At 71.7% G+C, this 16142-nt stretch carries 18 protein-coding genes; 8 read left to right on the plus strand and 10 right to left on the minus strand.

The window, feature by feature from the left end; genetic code table 11:
* The 3 genes from prcB to dop all read right to left on the minus strand — a co-directional run bounded on the left by prcB (position 1) and on the right by dop (position 2747).
* Positions 1 to 855, minus strand: coding sequence for a proteasome subunit beta (gene prcB, locus ACLJQE_RS08710; protein ID WP_410638626.1), 855 nt, complete (start codon positions 853 to 855; stop codon positions 1 to 3).
* 109 nt (positions 856 to 964) lie between these two features.
* On the minus strand, positions 965 to 1159 hold the full coding sequence (locus tag ACLJQE_RS08715; protein ID WP_013226725.1) for a ubiquitin-like protein Pup: 195 nt from the start codon (positions 1157 to 1159) through the stop codon (positions 965 to 967).
* A gap of 85 nt (positions 1160 to 1244) precedes the next feature.
* Positions 1245 to 2747 (minus strand): depupylase/deamidase Dop, encoded by a 1503-nt coding sequence (gene dop / locus ACLJQE_RS08720; RefSeq protein ID WP_410638627.1) that lies wholly within the window; start codon positions 2745 to 2747, stop codon positions 1245 to 1247.
* A 41-nt stretch (positions 2748 to 2788) separates the two neighbouring features.
* Here dop and ACLJQE_RS08725 point away from each other — a divergent pair, with 41 nt between their 5' ends.
* Positions 2789 to 3307: an NUDIX domain-containing protein gene (locus ACLJQE_RS08725; RefSeq protein ID WP_410638628.1), complete on the plus strand. Its 519-nt coding sequence runs from the start codon at positions 2789 to 2791 to the stop codon at positions 3305 to 3307.
* Here ACLJQE_RS08725 and ACLJQE_RS08730 read toward each other — a convergent pair.
* Genes ACLJQE_RS08730 through ACLJQE_RS08740 form a run of 3 tightly spaced genes read right to left on the minus strand, consistent with a single transcriptional unit; the run spans position 3298 to position 5230 of the window.
* Entirely contained in the window at positions 3298 to 3903 is a 606-nt protein-coding gene (locus ACLJQE_RS08730; protein ID WP_410638629.1) for a hypothetical protein, read from the minus strand. The two genes, ACLJQE_RS08725 and ACLJQE_RS08730, sit on opposite strands and share 10 nt — an antisense overlap.
* A 53-nt stretch (positions 3904 to 3956) precedes the next feature.
* Positions 3957 to 4898 (minus strand): aldo/keto reductase, encoded by a 942-nt coding sequence (locus ACLJQE_RS08735; protein ID WP_410638630.1) that lies wholly within the window; start codon positions 4896 to 4898, stop codon positions 3957 to 3959.
* The gene (locus ACLJQE_RS08740; protein WP_410638631.1) at positions 4895 to 5230 is read right to left on the minus strand and encodes a hypothetical protein; all 336 of its coding nucleotides are present in this window, start codon (positions 5228 to 5230) and stop codon (positions 4895 to 4897) included. The genes ACLJQE_RS08735 and ACLJQE_RS08740 overlap by 4 nt, the downstream gene beginning before the upstream one ends.
* 76 nt (positions 5231 to 5306) lie before the next feature.
* Between ACLJQE_RS08740 and ACLJQE_RS08745 the strand changes: the two genes are divergently transcribed.
* Both ACLJQE_RS08745 and ACLJQE_RS08750 read left to right on the plus strand, forming a co-directional pair.
* Positions 5307 to 5669 (plus strand): ArsR/SmtB family transcription factor, encoded by a 363-nt coding sequence (locus ACLJQE_RS08745; protein WP_410638632.1) that lies wholly within the window; start codon positions 5307 to 5309, stop codon positions 5667 to 5669.
* A gap of 68 nt (positions 5670 to 5737) precedes the next feature.
* Positions 5738 to 6619: a TIGR03620 family F420-dependent LLM class oxidoreductase gene (locus tag ACLJQE_RS08750; RefSeq protein WP_410638633.1), complete on the plus strand. Its 882-nt coding sequence runs from the start codon at positions 5738 to 5740 to the stop codon at positions 6617 to 6619.
* On the opposite strand, the gene ACLJQE_RS08755 is transcribed toward ACLJQE_RS08750, so the two are convergent.
* On the minus strand, positions 6608 to 7444 hold the full coding sequence (locus tag ACLJQE_RS08755) for a DUF3626 domain-containing protein (RefSeq protein WP_410638634.1): 837 nt from the start codon (positions 7442 to 7444) through the stop codon (positions 6608 to 6610). The genes ACLJQE_RS08750 and ACLJQE_RS08755 overlap by 12 nt on opposite strands.
* A 97-nt stretch (positions 7445 to 7541) precedes the next feature.
* Between ACLJQE_RS08755 and ACLJQE_RS08760 the strand changes: the two genes are divergently transcribed.
* On the plus strand, positions 7542 to 8468 hold the full coding sequence (locus ACLJQE_RS08760; RefSeq protein ID WP_410638635.1) for a DMT family transporter: 927 nt from the start codon (positions 7542 to 7544) through the stop codon (positions 8466 to 8468).
* Between the two features lie 51 nt (positions 8469 to 8519).
* On the opposite strand, the gene arc is transcribed toward ACLJQE_RS08760, so the two are convergent.
* On the minus strand, positions 8520 to 10322 hold the full coding sequence (gene arc / locus ACLJQE_RS08765) for a proteasome ATPase (protein ID WP_410638636.1): 1803 nt from the start codon (positions 10320 to 10322) through the stop codon (positions 8520 to 8522).
* 366 nt (positions 10323 to 10688) lie between these two features.
* Here arc and ACLJQE_RS08770 point away from each other — a divergent pair, with 366 nt between their 5' ends.
* Together ACLJQE_RS08770 and ACLJQE_RS08775 are read left to right on the plus strand one after the other, a co-directional pair.
* Positions 10689 to 11624 carry a hypothetical protein gene (locus tag ACLJQE_RS08770; RefSeq protein ID WP_410638637.1) on the plus strand — a complete coding sequence of 312 codons (936 nt, stop codon included), beginning with the start codon at positions 10689 to 10691 and terminating at the stop codon, positions 11622 to 11624.
* Between the two features lie 13 nt (positions 11625 to 11637).
* Complete coding sequence (locus ACLJQE_RS08775) at positions 11638 to 12090, plus strand: hypothetical protein (RefSeq protein ID WP_410638638.1); 453 nt, start codon at positions 11638 to 11640, stop codon at positions 12088 to 12090.
* 30 nt (positions 12091 to 12120) lie between these two features.
* Here the strand turns inward: ACLJQE_RS08775 and ACLJQE_RS08780 are convergent, their stop codons facing one another.
* The gene (locus ACLJQE_RS08780; RefSeq protein WP_410638639.1) at positions 12121 to 12951 is read right to left on the minus strand and encodes a tRNA (adenine-N1)-methyltransferase; all 831 of its coding nucleotides are present in this window, start codon (positions 12949 to 12951) and stop codon (positions 12121 to 12123) included.
* 62 nt (positions 12952 to 13013) lie between these two features.
* Positions 13014 to 14165 carry a site-2 protease family protein gene (locus ACLJQE_RS08785; RefSeq protein ID WP_410638640.1) on the minus strand — a complete coding sequence of 384 codons (1152 nt, stop codon included), beginning with the start codon at positions 14163 to 14165 and terminating at the stop codon, positions 13014 to 13016.
* Between the two features lie 271 nt (positions 14166 to 14436).
* Here ACLJQE_RS08785 and ACLJQE_RS08790 point away from each other — a divergent pair, with 271 nt between their 5' ends.
* On the plus strand, positions 14437 to 15345 hold the full coding sequence (locus ACLJQE_RS08790; RefSeq protein WP_410638641.1) for a RecB family exonuclease: 909 nt from the start codon (positions 14437 to 14439) through the stop codon (positions 15343 to 15345).
* Entirely contained in the window at positions 15345 to 16136 is a 792-nt protein-coding gene (locus tag ACLJQE_RS08795) for a thioesterase family protein (protein WP_410638642.1), read from the plus strand. The genes ACLJQE_RS08790 and ACLJQE_RS08795 overlap by 1 nt, the downstream gene beginning before the upstream one ends.
* The last annotated feature ends 6 nt before the right edge of the window (positions 16137 to 16142 follow it).

Raw genomic sequence — 16142 nt, forward strand, 5'->3', positions numbered from 1 at the left:
TCAGGACAGCCGGCGCTGCTGGCGCTCGATCCGCCCGGCCACGACGGCCTCGGCCACGGCCGCCGTCTCGGCTTCCGACAGCTGTACGGCGCCGTGCTCCGCGGTGATCGTGACGACGCTCGGGAAGATCCGCCGCACCAGGTCCGGGCCGCCCGACGCGGTGTCGTCGTCCGCCGCGTCGTACAGCGCCTCCACCGCGACCCGCACCGCGCCGTCGACGTCGGCGTCCGGGTCGTGAAGCTTCTTCAGCGCGGACTTCGCGAACAGCGAACCCGAGCCGATGCCCGCGTAGCCGCCGTTCTCCTCGTAACGCCCGCCCGCGGCGTCGTACGAGACGATCCGTCCCGCGTGCTTGGCGTCCTCGGCCTCCAGGTCGTACCCCACGAACAACGGGATCGCCGCCAGCCCGGCCATCGCCATCTCGAGGTTCGCCTTGACCATCCCGGCCAGCTTGTTCGTCTTGCCGTCCAGCGACAGCGTGACGCCCTCGATCTTCTCGTAGTGCGCCAGCTCGACCGCGTACAGCCGCACCATCTCCACGGCCAGCCCCGCCGTGCCCGCGATGCCGACCGCCGAATACTCGTCGGTGACGTGCACCTTTTCGATGTCGCGGCTCGCGATCAGGTTGCCCGACGTCGCCCGCCGGTCACCCGCGATCAGCACACCGCCCGCGAACGTGCACGCGACGATCGTCGTCCCGTGCGGGATGCCCAGCTCAGCCACGCCCTGCGCCACGCGCCGCTCGGGGAGCAGCTCCGGCGCCTGCACGCGCAGGAAGTCCGAAAACGACGACGTCGCCGAGGAAAAGTAAGTCGAAGGCAGCGCGGGACCCGAGATGCCCCTGGTGTTGTCCATACGTGCTCAAAAATCCCATCTGTGCGGGCCGGAGCCCCGCGCGCGGAGGACGCACGCGGAACCCGGCCGCCGGCTGAACGGTCGGCAAGGGCGCAGTGCCCCGGAGCGGCTACTCGCCGCCCTTCTGCACGTAGGCCCGGACGAAGTCCTCGGCGTTCTCTTCGAGCACGTCGTCGATCTCGTCGAGGATCGTGTCCACGTCCTCGCCGAGCTTCTCGCGCCGCTCCTGACCCGCCGCGCCGGTGTCGTCGAACTCCTCGTCGGAGTCACCACCGCCGTGCTTTTCGATCTTTTCCTGGGCCATCTCGCCTCCCGGTCTGGCTGATGTTTCCTAGCCTACCCAGCGGCCCCGACATTCGGGGCAACGCCGCGATCGGTGTGCCAACCGCCTAGTCCGAACCGGTGAGCGCCTCCACCAGCTCCTCCGCCGTCGCCGCGTTGTCCAGCAACTTGCCGACGTGCGCCTTCGTCCCCCGCAGCGGCTCCAGGGTCGGGATCCGCACCAGCGACTCCTTGCCCACGTCGAAGATGACCGAATCCCACGAAGCCGCTGCGATGGAGGTCGCGTACTTCTCCAGCGCCCGGCCCCGGAAGTAGGCCCGCGTGTCCGACGGGGGCGTCGTCACCGCGGCCAGCACCTCCTCCTCCGAGACCAGCCGCTTCATCGACCCGCGCGTGACGAGCCGGTTGTACAGGCCCTTCGCCAGCCGCACGTCCGAATACTGCAGGTCGACCAGCCGCAGCCGGGGCGCGCCCCAGGCCAGGTTGTCCCGCTGCCGGTAGCCCTCCAGCAGCCGCAGCTTCGCCGGCCAGTCCAGCCGGTCCGCGCACTCCTGCGGATCCCGCGCCAGCGCGTCCAGCACCTCGCCCCAGACCCGCAGGACCTCCTTCGACGCCTGGTCCGCGTCCGTGCGCTCCAGGTTCTGCGAAGCGATCTCGTGGTAGGCGAACTGCAGGTCCAGCCCGGTGTACTTCTTGCCGTTGGCCAGCGCGACCTGCGTCTTCAGCGTCGGGTCGTGGCTGATCTGGTGCACGGCCTTGACCGGCTCGTCCAGCTTCAGCTCGTCGAACCGGATCCCCGACTCGATCAGGTCCAGGATCAGCGCCGTCGTCCCGACCTTCAGGTACGTCGAGTACTCCGACATGTTCGCGTCGCCGATGATGACGTGCAGCCGCCGGTACTTGTCCGCGTCCGCGTGCGGCTCGTCGCGGGTGTTGATGATCCCGCGCTTGAGCGTGGTCTCCAGGCCGACCTCGACCTCGATGTAGTCCGCACGCTGGGAGAGCTGGAACCCGGCCTCTTCACTCTGCTGGCCGATCCCGACCCGGCCCGAGCCGGTCACGACCTGCCGCGACACGAAGAACGGCGTCAGCCCGGCGATGATCGCGGTGAACGGCGTCGACCGCGCGCACAGGTAGTTCTCGTGCGTGCCGTAGCTCGCGCCCTTGCCGTCGACGTTGTTCTTGTACAGCTGCAGCTGCGGCTGGCCCGGCACGGACGCGGCCTTCATCGCCGCCTCCTCCATCACCCGCTCGCCCGCCTTGTCCCAGATGACCGCGTCCCGCGCGTTCGTCACCTCGGGTGCGGAGTACTCCGGGTGCGCGTGGTCGACGTACAGCCGCGCCCCGTTGGTCAGGATGACGTTCGCCGCACCCAGGTCCTCGACGTCCGGGTCGTGCCCCGGCCCGCCCGGGCCGGTCAAGTCGAACCCGCGAGCGTCCCTCAGCGGGCTCTCCACCTCGTAGTCCCACCGCGCCCGCCGGGCACGGGGGATGTCGGCCGCCGCCGCGTAGGCCAGCACGACCTGGGTGGAGGTGAGTACCGGGTTCGCCGTCGCGTCGCCCGGCACGGAGATGCCGTACTCGACTTCGGTTCCCATGATCCGCCGCATGTCCCCACCCTACGGGGTCGTCCTAGTGGAACGATGCACCCATGCCAGGCAGTGACGAACTCGTTGCCCTCTATGACCAGGCCGGCGCGGTGGTCGGCACCACCACCCGCACCCGCGTCCGCGCCGGCGCCCTGTGGCACGCCGCCGGCGTCGTCCTGGTCCGTTCGGGTGACGGAAACGCGGTCTACGTGCACCTCCGCACCCCCGGGAAGGACGTCTTCCCCTCCACCTGGGACTGCTGGGCCGGCGGGGTGGTCGCCGCCGGCGAGACCCCGGCCGAGTGCGCCCGCCGCGAACTCGCCGAAGAACTCGGCGTCCAGGGGGTGGAACCGGTGCCCCTGTTCACCAAGGTCTACGACGACGGCCGCAACCGCTGCCACAACTTCGCCTTCGAGGTCCGCTGGGACGGCCCGATCCGCCACCAGGCCGAGGAGATCGTCGAAGGCCGCTGGATCACCCTGGCCGAGCTGCGGGCCTGGATCGACGACCCGGCCCCGGAGCTGCCCTTCATCCCCGACGGCCGCGAAGGCGTCCAGGAGTGGTTCCGCCGCTACGGCTGAGCGGCCAGCTTCGCCGCCATCGCGGGCAGCAGGCGCTTCGCCGCGTCCACCGCCCGGGTCTCCGTGCTCGCCGAAACGGTCAGCCCGGACACGAGCCTCCCCTTCGCCAGCAGGACGGTGCAGGTCTTGCCCTCGCACCACGCCCGCTGGCGATCGACACCGGCCTGCGCCGGGACACTCACCGTCTTGCCCGCGCAGCCGGCACGCGCCACGGCGTCCGCCGCGGACTCGTCCGGGTAGGCCGCGACGCGGTGGCGCAGCACCGAGCCGCTGGGATAGCGCCAGGTCGCGGTGCGGCTGGTGGCCGAGATCCCGTCGGTCAGGCACCCCGACGTCTCACCCGAAGCCGGCTGCACGCCCTCCTCGGCGACGTCCGCATCGGACAGCAGCGCGCGCTGCGCGAGCGCACCGAGATCCGGCGTCACCGGGGCCGCCTTGGCGGGGCCCACCGGGGTTTCCGCGGCGGCCGGAGGCGTCGAGGACGTGGGGACCGGATCGTCGTAGTACGTCTCGAGGTTGTTCGGGTCGGGCCCGTCGCAGCCCGTGAGGCCGACCAACGCGACCGCGGCCAACGCGATCGCCTGCCGATGACGCACCTGTCCCGGCCTCCCGTCGTCCGTGGCGTGCCTGCGAAGGGTAGTGCAGCCGCTCAGTCCCACGCCAAGGAGGACCGGTGTCGCCAGTACGCCCCGGGTGCCTCGGCGAGCGTGGCCAGGACATCCCGTTCGGCCGCGGTCAGTTCGAGGGCCGTGGCCCGCAGGTTCGCCGCGAGCTGCGCCGGGCTCGCCGGGCCGATGACCGCCCGGCCCGCCCAGTCGTGCGCCAGCACCGCGGCCACCGCGACCGCGTCCGGCCCGGTGCCGTGCGCGGCCGCGATCTCGCGGACCGCGGCCGGCGCTTCCACCGCCAGCCTGCCGTTGGCCAGGGTTTCCTTGACCAGCACCCGGTTCCCGGCCGCGTGCGCCGCGGCCAGTGCCGGCCCCGCGGACGGCTCCAGGACGTTCCAGGTCGACTGCACCGCCGAGAACACCGGCTGCCCGGCCACTTCCAGCGCGAACGCCCGCTCGATCGCGTCCGCCTGGGCCGGCCCGGACGTCGAAAACCCGACCGCGACGCCGTTCGCGGACAGTTCCGCCAGCGCTTCGAGCAACGGTTCGTCACCGAAGAGCGGACTGTCCACAGTGAGCGAATGGACCTGGTGGAGCCCGACCCGGTCCCCCAGCAGCGCCAGGGTTTCCGCCCACTGCGCGGCGAACCGCGCCGCCGAGTGCTCCTTCACCTCGTGCACCTCGGCGTCGAGCCGCCACTCCCCGACGTAGGCGTACCCCCACTTGCTCGAGATCTCCACGTCGGCGTGTCCCCGCTCGGCGAGCCAGCCGGCCAGGAACTCCTCGGAGCGCCCGTACGAGCGGGCGACGTCGACGTGCCGGACGCCCGCGGCGTACGCGTCGTCGAGCACCGCGAAGGTCGCCGCTCGCATCGAAGCGACGTCCCGCACCGGCGGCAGCGCCCCGTCCCGGCCCAGGTTGATGTAGGCGGGACGGCCCAGCGCCGCCAGGCCGAGGGCGATCCGGTCCACGCGGGCGCTCACGCGGTCTGCTTGTGCCGCAGGATGGCCAGCCACTGACTCGCGGTCTGGGCCTGGCGGTGCAGCTTTTCGAGGCGCGCGGCCGGAGCCCGGACGTAGCCCTTGCCGAAGACGGGGGCGATCTGGCGCAGGCTCGCGCCGCCCTCCCGAGCCGCGAGCAGCAGCCAGTCCGAAGCGTCGGCGCAAGCCGCCGACGCGCGGCGCAGCTCGCCGAGCATGTCGATGAGTTCCTGGGCCCCCACCTCCCCCGCTTCGACGGCGGCCGCCGTCGTCTCCAGCCAGGCCAGGACGTCGGCTTCGGTGATGGGTGCGCGGGGCCGGGTTTCTTCGGTCACGGCCGTGAGTATAGGTCGTTATACGGGAAGGTGCGCGGAGCACACGCCGGGGCGGTTATGCTGATCTCGAGGCCTCATGACTGCGCACACCGAACCCGAACCCGAACTTGAACACGCCGAGCAGCTGCTCGACGTGTTCAAGGCACTCGCGAACCCGGTACGGCTGCAGGTGCTGCGGTGGCTGCGCGAGCCCGTGCGGCACTTTTTCGATGAACAGAGCCCGCTCGAGCGGGCCATCGCCGATCCGGTCGAGGTCGGCGTGTGCGTGACCCACATCCAGAAGAAGACGGGGCTGGCACAGTCGACCGTCTCGGCGTACATGGCCGAACTGCAGCGCGCCGGCCTGGTGCGGGCGACACGTGTCGGCAAGTGGACGCACTACAAGCGCGACGAAGCCCGGATCGCCGAGCTCGTCGGCACGCTCGGCCGCTCGCTCTAACCCCTCCCCTTCCCCGGTTCCAGTCCCCGCCGGTTGCATCATATCGAAAATCTGCGATACTTCGATTTATGGGTATGATCGAGAACATGCGCCTCGGCCGCTACGGGATCTGGACGTTCGACTTCGAGGACCAGCCGGCCGGTCTGATCCGGGACTCGGTGCGGGAGCTGGAAGAACTCGGCTGGCCGTCGATCTGGATCCCGGAGAGCCAGGGGCGGGAAGCACTGACGCACGCCGGGTTCCTGCTGGCGGCCACCGAGCGCCTCACCGTCGTGAACGGCATCGCGCGGATCTGGGCCCGCGAGGCGCAGTGGACCCGCGGCGCGGCCCTGCTGCTGGCGGACGCCTACCCGGACCGCCACCTGCTGGGACTCGGCATCGGTGCCGGAAAACCCGGCACGAAGCCCCTTCAGGCGATGAACGACTACCTCGACGCCTTGGACGACGGCCAGTCCGTCAACCCCGCCCCGCGGGCACCGATGCGCCGCCTGCTCGCGGCGTACGGACCGAAGATGCTGGCGCTGGCCCGCGACCGGTCGGCGGGCGCGCACACCTACCACGTAACGCCGGAGCACACGGCTCAGGCACGGGAAATCCTCGGGACGGAACCGTTCCTGGGCGTCGAGCACGCCGTGCTCTTCGAAACCGACGCGGCCAAGGCCCGGGAGATCGCCCGCGCGCACCTGCACCCCTACCTCACCTCGGAGTACAACGTCGCCAAGTTCCGGCGGCTCGGCTACACCGAAGCGGACCTCGACGGCGGCCGCGGCAGCGACCGGCTCGTCGACGACCTCGTGTTCTGGGGCGACCTCGACACGATCACCACGAAGCTGGGCAGCCACCTCGAGGCGGGCGCCGACCACGTCGGCGTCCAGGTCATCGGGGTCGAGCCGGGCACCTCGGCCATGCCGCACTGGCGCCGGCTGACCGAGGCCCTGCTACCCGCGTAAGCCGAACCGCGCAGTGCAGTGCCACACGCGCTTGAGCACCTGGGGGTCGTGCCGGCCGGCGCGGACGGCGCCGCCGATGACGCGGGCGTCCAGCCACCCGTCCTCGGCGATGTCTTCGCCGGCCCGCACGGCTTCCTCGCCGCGGTAGTCCGCGTGCTCGGCGAGCTTCGCCACCGGGAGCCGGAACCCGTGGTGCCAGCGGGTCGGGAACCGGAACTCCGCGGCCGCCGCCTCGACGTCGGTGCCGCGGAACGCCGGGTCCAGCACGAGGGCCGCGACGTCGTCCGGCAGCCGGAGCGGGCCGTGGACGTGAGCCTCGATGTAGCCGTCGAGCTCGTCGGGAGCGTCCGCCTCGACGAGCGGGATCAGCGGCATGTGCGTGCGCGTGCCGAAGTGCGCCGGCTCGCGGAAGCTGTCCGGGTAGCAGAACGTCGTCCGGTCCAGGACCTCCCGCTTGAGCCGGAGGTGGGCCGAACCGAACCGCACCGAGCCGCCGGCCCGGCGGCGGCGATGGTTGAGCGAGCCGTACTTCGGGCGGGCCGACGGCGGCAGGTCGTCGTAGACGCCGCCGAACATCCGGTGTTCCCAGTGCCACCGGTCACCACCGGGGTGCGCGGTCAGGCCGCCGTTGCCCGTGCCGGTCTCGAACTGCGAGCGGTAGACCCCGTCGGTAAGCCAGTGCCGCAGCAGCGGCACCTCCCCCACCAGCCGGTCCGGGTGGAAGTGGATCGTGACGTCCAGGTCTTCCGGCAGCGGCGGTCCGGTGACGCGGCTCGCGACGTGGCTGACGGCTTCCTGCCACCGCCGTCCGGTTCTCCCCGCCACGGAAACATCCTACCGCCGGGCGGTATAGGGCGTTATACGCAGCGCGGGGTCGGAAAACCGCTGGCTTCGCGGCCGGTTCGCCGGTTTGACTGCGGCCATGCGATTGGCGGAGTTCGGGGTCACGGTGCGGTTCGCGCTGCTGGCCGTGGTGTGGGGTGCGAGTTTCCTGTTCATCAAGGTGGGTCTCGGCGGGCTCTCCCCCGGCCAGGTCGCGCTCGCCCGCGTCGCGCTGGGGGCGGCGGCGCTGGCCGTGATCCTGCTGGTGCGCCGGCGGCCGCTTCCCCGTGATCCCGTGCTGTGGGGGCACCTCGCGGCCGTGTCGGTGCTGCTGTGCGTCGTGCCGTTCCTGCTGTTCTCGTGGGCGGAACAGTACATTTCGTCCGGATTGGCCAGCATCTTCAACGCGACGACGCCGCTGGTCACGATGCTGCTGGCGGCCGCCGCGCTGCCGGCGGAACGGTTCACCCCGCCCCGGGTGCTCGGCCTGCTGCTCGGGTTCGCCGGCGTGCTCACGATCGTCGGGGTGTGGCACGGCATCGACGTGTCGCACCAGCTGACCGCCCAGCTCGCCTGTCTCGGCGCGACGACGTGCTACGGCGCGTGTTTCGTCTACCTGCGCCGATTCGTCTCACCTCGGGGGACGGATCCGGTCGTCGTCGCGTTCGGGCAGACGGCGTCGGCAACGGTGATCCTCGCCCTGCTGGCTCCGGCGATCGCGGCCACGCCGGTCCACCTCGACCTGCCGGTGGTCGCGAGCATGATCGCGCTCGGTGTCTTCGGCACCGGCATCGCCTACGCCTGGAACACCCGGATCATCGCCGCCTGGGGCGCGGCCAACGCCTCCGCGGTGACGTACTTGACGCCGGTGGTGGGGGTCCTGCTCGGCGTGCTCGTGCTGGGCGAGCCGGTGAGCTGGAACCAGCCGGCCGGGGCACTGCTGGTGGTGCTGGGCATCCTCGCCGCCCACGGCAGGTTGCGCCTGCGCCGCTCAACTCCGGCCGAAGCCGAACTCGTCCGCCGTTAGACACGCCGATGGGGCGGCTGCCGAAGCAGCCGCCCCATCGAACCTTCGAACCTACAGGTACTGACCGGTGTTCGTGGCGGTGTCGATCGCCCGCCCCGAGTCCTGGTTCTTGCCGGTGACGAGCGTGCGGATGTAGACGATCCGCTCGCCCTTCTTACCGGAGATCCGGGCCCAGTCGTCCGGGTTGGTGGTGTTGGGCAGGTCCTCGTTCTCCGCGAACTCGTCGACGATCGCGTCCAGCAGGTGCTGCACGCGCAGGCCGGGCTGGTTGGTCTCCAGCACCGACTTGATCGCCGACTTCTTCGCCCGGTCCACGATGTTCTGGATCATCGCGCCCGAGTTGAAGTCGCGGAAGTACAGGACTTCCTTGTCCCCGTTGGCGTAGGTCACCTCGAGGAACCGGTTCTCGTCGCTCTCCTCGTACATCCGCTCGACGGTGTGCTGGATCATCGCGTCGAACGTCGCCTTGGCGTCGCCGCCGAACTCGGCGAGGTCGTCGGCGTGGATCGGCAGGCCTTCGGCCAGGTACTTGGAGAAGATGTCCTTCGCGCCTTCGGCGTCCGGACGCTCGATCTTGATCTTGACGTCGAGCCGGCCCGGCCGCAGGATCGCCGGGTCGATCATGTCTTCGCGGTTGGAGGCGCCGATGACGATGACGTTCTCCAGGCCTTCGACACCGTCGATCTCCGACAGCAGCTGCGGCACGATCGTGGTCTCGACGTCGGACGAGACGCCCGACCCGCGGGTCCGGAAGATCGAGTCCATCTCGTCGAAGAACACGATCACCGGGGTGCCCTCGGAGGCCTTCTCGCGCGCCCGCTGGAAGATCAGGCGGATGTGCCGCTCGGTCTCCCCGACGAACTTGTTGAGCAGCTCGGGGCCCTTGATGTTCAGGAAGTAGGACTTCCCGTCCTCGTTGTCGCCCCGCGCCGCCGCCACCTTCTTGGCCAGCGAGTTCGCCACCGCCTTGGCGATGAGCGTCTTGCCGCAGCCCGGCGGGCCGTAGAGCAGGACACCCTTGGGCGGCCGCAGCTGGTACTCCTGGTACAGGTCGGCGTGCAGGAACGGGAGCTCGACCGCGTCCCTGATCTGCTCGATCTGCCGGGTGAGGCCACCGATGTCCTCGTAGCGGACGTCGGGCACCTCCTCCAGCACCAGGTCTTCGACCTCCGCCTTCGGCACGCGCTCGTACGCGTAGCCGGCCTTGGAGTCGACCAGGAGCGAATCGCCCGGCTTGAGCGGTTGCTCCGCCAGCAGATCGGAGAGCAGGACCACCCGCTCTTCGTCCGCGTGCCCGACCACCAGTGCGCGAGGGCTGCCGCCCTCGATGTCCGGTGCGAGCACTTCACGCAGGGCGCACACCTCGCCGACGCGTTCGAAACCGCCGCCTTCGACCACGGTGAGCGCCTCGTTGAGCCGCAGCGCCTGGCCACGGCGCAGCGACGCGATCTCGACCGCGGGCGAAACCGACACCCGCATCTTCCGGCCCGCGGTGAAGACGTCCACCGTGTTGTCCTCGTACGCCTCGACGAAGACGCCGTACCCGGACGGTGGCTGGGCCAGCCGGTCGACCTCCTCGCGGAGGGCGAGGAGCTGTCCTCGCGCTTCGCGCAGGGTTTCGACCAGTTTGGTGTTTCGCTCGGTGAGCTGGCTCACCCTTTCCGAGGCCTCGGCGAGCCGCTGTTCGAGAACGCGGTTCTGCCGTGGCGAGTCCGTCAGTTTGCGACGCAGCAGCGCCACTTCCTCCTCGAGAAAACGGATCTGCCGAGCCTGCTCGTCCGCCGTCGTCCCAGCTCCGGATGTTGCTGAAGGGTCGGCCTCCTCGCGCCGACCTCCGGGAAGGTCATGATGCATCGGGCACCTCCTCGGAGTGCTTTTCATTCCACGGTACCGGCGATCACCGACAAGAAAAGGCCTTTCCGCATCACAAGATCGGCGCGTCGCGGTTTGCCTGCCACCCCCAGCACGGACATTCCCGCAGCGCAAGCGGCCATTTCGGTGCCCTGGCGCTGGTGCAAGACGGGTCCTTCCGGGCCGGGATGAAGCGAGCACGTCGGGAGTACCCCGCCCGCGAGAGCGCCAACCTCCGCGCGGGATCCGGGCATTTCCGGCCAGTTCCGCCCTAACCGCGCGGCGGTCCGGCCCGGTGGCTAGCATCGGGCAACGCTGTGCCGGCCCGACGGCCGGGCGCTACCGAAGGAACGCTAGGGGGCACCCGTCATGACCTACCCGCCGCAGCAACCGGGCGGCTACGGCCAGCAGCCCGGCGGCTACGGGCAGCAGCCCGGGCCGTACGGCCATCCGCAGCAGGGCGGCTACCCTCCGAGCGGTCCCCAGCCCCAGCCCGGCTACGGCGGCACTCAGCAGTACGGCCAGCCCGGCGACTACGACGGCGGGACCCAGCAGTACGGGCAGCAGGGCGGCTACGACGGCGGCACGCAGCAGTACGGGCAGCCCGGTCCGTACGACCAGCCCGGCCAGGGCGGTTACCAGCCGCAGACGGGCCCTCAGCCCCAGCAGGGCCACCCGCAGTACGGCCAGCAGGACCAGTGGGGCCAGCAGCCCCAGTCCTTCGGCGGCTACGACCCCTACGGCGGCGGTGGCTTCGGCGAGGCGCCCCCGCCCAAGAAGAAGAAAACCGGCCTGATCGTCGGCATCGCGGCGGGCGCGGTGCTGCTCGTCGGCGGCGGCGTCACGGCTGTGATCCTCGCCAACGGCGGCGACGACCAGCAGGCCGCCGCACCGCCCGCGAGCAGCAGCTCGGCGGCGCCGTCGACGGCGCCGAAGGCGTCCACCCCGAAGCCGAAGACCACCGCGCCGACCAGCCCGACGTCGAAGAGCAGCAAGCCCGCGGGCGGACCGGCCCCGGCCGGCAAGGCCGGCTCACAGGAGCTGTTCGACGCGACCATCGCCGCCTACAACGCGGGCGACGAGAAGGCACTCGGCGACACCATCTGCCGCAGCGTCTACGAGGGCAACACGGGCAACATCCCGAAGGTCACGGTCAAGCTGACCGGCACCCCGGAGGAGACCGGCGACAAGGCCACCGTCCGCTACTCCGCCACCGACGGCAGCGCCACCAAGGTCGGCACGATGTCGGCGCAGAAGGAATCCGGGCTCTGGTGCCTGTCCAACGTCAAGGCGGACGGCTCGTGAGCACCCGGCGGCGGTGAACCGCCCGATCGCCGCCGGGCTGGTCCTGCTCGGCGGCGCCGGGGCGGGCGTGGTGCTGGGGCTGCTGCTCGTGGCGCCGTCCGATTCCCCGCCCGTCGCAACCAGCCCGCCGGCGCCGTCGACCCGCCCTTCGGCACCGCCGCCCGCCCCCGACGAAGCCGACACGGCGGCGGTGGCGGTGCTGGCCCAGGCCATCGTCGACGCGATCACCCGCCACGATTCGGCGGCTTTCGGGAAGCTCACCTGCCGTCCGCAGACCGCCGAAGCACTGGCGGGCCTGCAGCGGACGTGGGACGCGGCCGGCCCGGTCACGGCGAGACTGGCCGCACCCCCGGAGCTGCGCGGCGAGTCGGCGACGGCGAAGGTGCACGTCGAAGCCGCGGGCGGCACCAAGGACACGCCCTTCCCGCTGCGCAAGGAGAACGGCCGCTGGTGCGTGCCGGGCTGAGCCGGCGGCGAAAACCCGGCGGGCGTCCGCTCAGCCCTTGCCCTTGCTCGGGCGACGCGAGACCCGCGGGGACACGGTGCCGTCCGCCAGCCGGCGGGCGGTGAGCAGGAACGCCGTGTGCGCCACCATCCGGTGGTCCGGGCGGACCGCCAGGCCCACCACGTGCCACGGGCGCATCAGCGTCTCCCACGACTCGGGCTCGGTCCAGCACTGCTGCTCGCGCAGCGACTCCGTGACGCGCGACAGCTGCGTCACGGTCGCGACGTAGACCGTCAGCACCCCGCCCGGCACCAGGTGGGCGGCGACGTTCGGCAGCTGGTCCCAAGGCGCCAGCATGTCCAGCACGACGCGGTCGACTTCGCCCTCGTGCGACGCCAGGTCGGCCACCGTGAGCGACCAGTTGGCCGGCTTCTCGCCGAAGAACTTCACCACGTTGCGCTCGGCGTGTTCGGCGTGGTCGTCGCGGATCTCGTAGGAGTGCACGCGCCCGGCCGGGCCGACCGCGCGCAGCAGCGAGCAGGTCAGCGCGCCGGAGCCGGCGCCGGCCTCCAGCACGCGCGCGCCCGGGAAGATGTCACCCCACATCACGATCTGCGCCGCGTCCTTCGGGTAGATCACCTGCGCGCCACGGGGCATCGAAAGCACGTAGTCCGGCAGCAGCGGGCGCAGCGCGAGGTACGTCGACCCGCCCGCGGACGTGACCACCGAACCTTCGGGGCGGCCGATCAGGTCGTCGTGGGCCAGCCCGCCGCGGTGGGTGTGGTACTCACCACCGGCGGCCAGCGTCAGGGTGTAGTGCCGCCCCTTCGAGTCGGTCAACTGCACCCGATCACCCGCGCGAAACGGTCCGCTGACCGACAACACTTCCTCCTGTAACCCGTTTGGCCGACGCCAGATCTTCGCAGGCCGCGCGAGCCAGGGGCTCAGCGGGTACGGCGGTTCAGCGCGGCCCGCAGGTCGTCCCGGCGCAGCACGCCCGCCGGGCGGCCCTCGTCGTCGACCACGAGGAACTGCCACGCCGCGGTTTCGCGGACCCGCTCGACGACGTCCTCCCCCGGCTCCGACGCCAGCAGCACCGTCTCGGCCCGGATGGGCTCGGCCGCGAACTCGGCCGGCGCGTTCGGCGAGGAGCTCGCGAGCCGCTCGGCCGCGCCCTCGTCCAGGAGCCCGGCCGCCACGCCGTCGGCGCGGACGAGGACCACGCCCCGGCCGGCCGACGCGGCCAGCGCGTCCGACACCGGGCTCTCGGCGGGCAGCTGCAGCACCGGCCGGACCAGCTCGCCGAGGACCAGGCCCTCCGGCCAGGTGCGGCGGGCTTCGGCGGCCAGCTCCGAGCGCGCGCCGAGGATGACGAACCACGCCGTCACGACGCAGACGCCCAGCCGCAGCCAGCGGTCCGGGCTCGCGGTCGCCAGGCCCCAAATGGCCCAGACCAGCAGCCCCGCGGCCACGACCGCGCCGCCGGCGACCGCGGCACGCGTCCCCTTCGCCCGGATGCCGGTGGCCGCCCAGACGCCGGCGCGGACCAGCCTGCCGCCGTCCAGCGGCAGCCCGGGCAGGAGGTTGAACACGCCGACGGCGAGGTTCGCCACCGCGCATTCGGCGACCAGGAGCCAGACCGCACCGTCCGGGGGCACGGCGAACATCAGCAGGCCGCAGAAGCCCCCGAGCAGCAGCGACACGGCGGGACCAGCCGCGGCGACCAGGCCTTCGTCGCCGGGGCGCTTCGGCGTGCGGGCCACTTCGGACAGGCCGCCGAGGAGGAACAGGCGCAGCCGCCGCACGGGGATCCCCAGCCGCAGCGCGACCAGGCAGTGCCCGAGTTCGTGCGCGAGCACGGACAGTCCCAGCAGCAGCGCGAACGCACCGGCCAGCAGCCACGACGTCGTGGTCGAGGCATCCGGCAGCAGCCGCCCGACCAGCGGCGCGTACAGCACGACGACGATCAGCGAGCCGATCCACCAGGACGGCGCGAGCAGCACCGGCACCCCGGCGACCCGGAACAGCACGAGGCCACCGTCCGAACGGACGGCCTGCCGGGTCCCCCCGGTGCCCTGCTCACTGGTCGCGGCCATGCGCAGAGCCTAGAGCCCCGCGTGTGGGTACCGGGTGATCCGGCCCCCACCAGTGTCGCCCCGCCTCAATGCGCCCCAATGTGGCCTTGGTTGCGTTCAACGCACCGAAGGCCACCTTGGGTGCGTTCAACGCACCGAAGGCCACCTTGGGTGCGTTCAACGCACCGAAGGCCACATTGGGGCGCTCGGGGCCATGGCTGGGTGGGGGCGGGTGGGCGTGGTGGGCGTTGCGGTCGCCGGAACTGTCGGACCCCGGCGTTACGCTCTGCCCATGCCCGACGCCGACACCGTCACCACCGACACCATGGACACCCCAGCCTCCGCCGTCGCCACCGAGGTGCGGCGGCGGCCCGCGTTGTCGCCGTCGAGGGCCAGTGACTTCAAGCAGTGCCCGCTGCTCTACCGGTTCCGCGCGGTCGACCGGCTGCCGGAGGTCCCGACCAGGGCCCAGCTGCGCGGCACGCTCGTCCACTCCGTCCTGGAACGGCTCTTCGCCCTGCCTGCCGCCGAACGCGTTCCACCGCGGGCGCGCGAGCTGCTCGGCCCGGCGTGGACGGACCTGTCCGCGGACCGTCCGGAGTGGACCGAGCTGTTCGACGGCGCGAAGCCCGAAGACCACGCGGAATGGCTCCGGTCGGCGGAAAAGCTCCTCGACGCCTACTTCGAGCTGGAGGACCCGCGGCGGCTCGAACCCGAAGCCTGCGAGCTGCACGTCGAGATCGAACTCGGCTCCGGCGTCCTGCTCCGCGGCTACATCGACCGGCTCGACGTCGCGCCGACCGGGGAAATCCGGGTCGTCGACTACAAAACCGGTGCCGCGCCGCGCGAGATCGGCGAGGCCAAGGCGATGTTCCAGATGAAGTTCTACGCCGTGGTCCTGTGGCGGCTGCGCGGGATCGTGCCGCGCCAGCTGAAGCTGATGTACCTCACCGACGGCCAGTCGCTCGCCTACACGCCCGACGAAGCCGAGCTGCTGCGCTTCGAGCGCACGCTGGAAGCCATCTGGCAGGCCATCCTCAAGGCCGGCAAGACCGGCGACTTCCGGGCGAACAAGAGCAAGCTGTGCAACTGGTGCGACCACCAGGCGCACTGCCCCGAGTACGGCGGCACCCCACCCGAATACCCCGGCTGGCCGGAGCCCGACGCGGGCGACGAGACGCCGCTGGACCGGGCCGACTGATGGCCGACGCCTTCTACGTCCCGCTCGGCGGCGACCGGTTCTCCGCCACCGGGCACACGGCCGGGCCGTGGACCCCCGAGGCCCAGCACTTCGGCCCGCCGTCGGCGTTGCTCGTCCGGGCCCTCGAAAACGTCGAAACCACCCATCCGGCCGCACTCGGACGGGTGACCGTCGAGATCCTCGGCCCGGCACCGGTCGCCGAGCTCACCGTGCGGGCCCGGATCGAGCGCCCCGGCCGGTCGGTCGAACTGCTGCAGGCCGAACTCGCGAGCGCCGAGCGCGTCGTGGCGCGGGCGTCGGCCTGGCGCATCGCGACGGCGGACACGGCGGAGGCCGGCACCGACGCCGGCCCGCTGTTGCCCGGCCCGGGCACCGTCGCCGAGTCGCCGTGGCCGGAGGGCTGGCTGGGCGGCTACCTCGACGCGATGGAGTGGCGTGCGGTGCGCGGCGGCATGGACGTACCGGGCCCGGCGGCGGTGTGGGCCCGCCAGCGCGTCCCGCTGGTCGACGGCGAAGAACCGAGCGGCCTGCAGCGGCTGTTCGCCGTCGCCGACTCCGCCAACGGCGTCTCGAACTACCTCGACCCGCAGAAGTGGTGGTTCATCAACTCGGAGCTCACCGTGCACCTGCGGCGGACGCCGGAGGGCGAGTGGATCGGCCTGGACGCGGTCACGCTGGTCGGCAAGCACGGCATCGGCACGGCGACGAGCATCCTGCACGACGACGGCGGCCCGGTGGCCACCGGCGCGCAGGCGCTGATGGTCCGGCCGCGACAGGCCGGGGGCGGATAGCCACCC

The organism is Amycolatopsis sp. lyj-346, assembly GCF_046548975.1.
GTDB lineage: Bacteria > Actinomycetota > Actinomycetes > Mycobacteriales > Pseudonocardiaceae > Amycolatopsis.

Bases quoted from the DNA above. Each gene is read 5' to 3' on its own strand.
- prcB (WP_410638626.1), bottom strand. From the start codon at position 855: ATGGACAACACCAGGGGCATCTCGGGTCCCGCGCTGCCTTCGACTTAC.
- ACLJQE_RS08715 (WP_013226725.1), bottom strand. From the start codon at position 1,159: ATGGCCCAGGAAAAGATCGAAAAGCACGGCGGTGGTGACTCCGACGAG.
- dop (WP_410638627.1), bottom strand. From the start codon at position 2,747: ATGCGGCGGATCATGGGAACCGAAGTCGAGTACGGCATCTCCGTGCCG.
- ACLJQE_RS08725 (WP_410638628.1), top strand. From the start codon at position 2,789: ATGCCAGGCAGTGACGAACTCGTTGCCCTCTATGACCAGGCCGGCGCG.
- ACLJQE_RS08745 (WP_410638632.1), top strand. From the start codon at position 5,307: ATGACTGCGCACACCGAACCCGAACCCGAACTTGAACACGCCGAGCAG.
- ACLJQE_RS08750 (WP_410638633.1), top strand. From the start codon at position 5,738: ATGGGTATGATCGAGAACATGCGCCTCGGCCGCTACGGGATCTGGACG.
- ACLJQE_RS08760 (WP_410638635.1), top strand. From the start codon at position 7,542: ATGCGATTGGCGGAGTTCGGGGTCACGGTGCGGTTCGCGCTGCTGGCC.
- arc (WP_410638636.1), bottom strand. From the start codon at position 10,322: ATGCATCATGACCTTCCCGGAGGTCGGCGCGAGGAGGCCGACCCTTCA.
- ACLJQE_RS08770 (WP_410638637.1), top strand. From the start codon at position 10,689: ATGACCTACCCGCCGCAGCAACCGGGCGGCTACGGCCAGCAGCCCGGC.
- ACLJQE_RS08785 (WP_410638640.1), bottom strand. From the start codon at position 14,165: ATGGCCGCGACCAGTGAGCAGGGCACCGGGGGGACCCGGCAGGCCGTC.
- ACLJQE_RS08790 (WP_410638641.1), top strand. From the start codon at position 14,437: ATGCCCGACGCCGACACCGTCACCACCGACACCATGGACACCCCAGCC.
- ACLJQE_RS08795 (WP_410638642.1), top strand. From the start codon at position 15,345: ATGGCCGACGCCTTCTACGTCCCGCTCGGCGGCGACCGGTTCTCCGCC.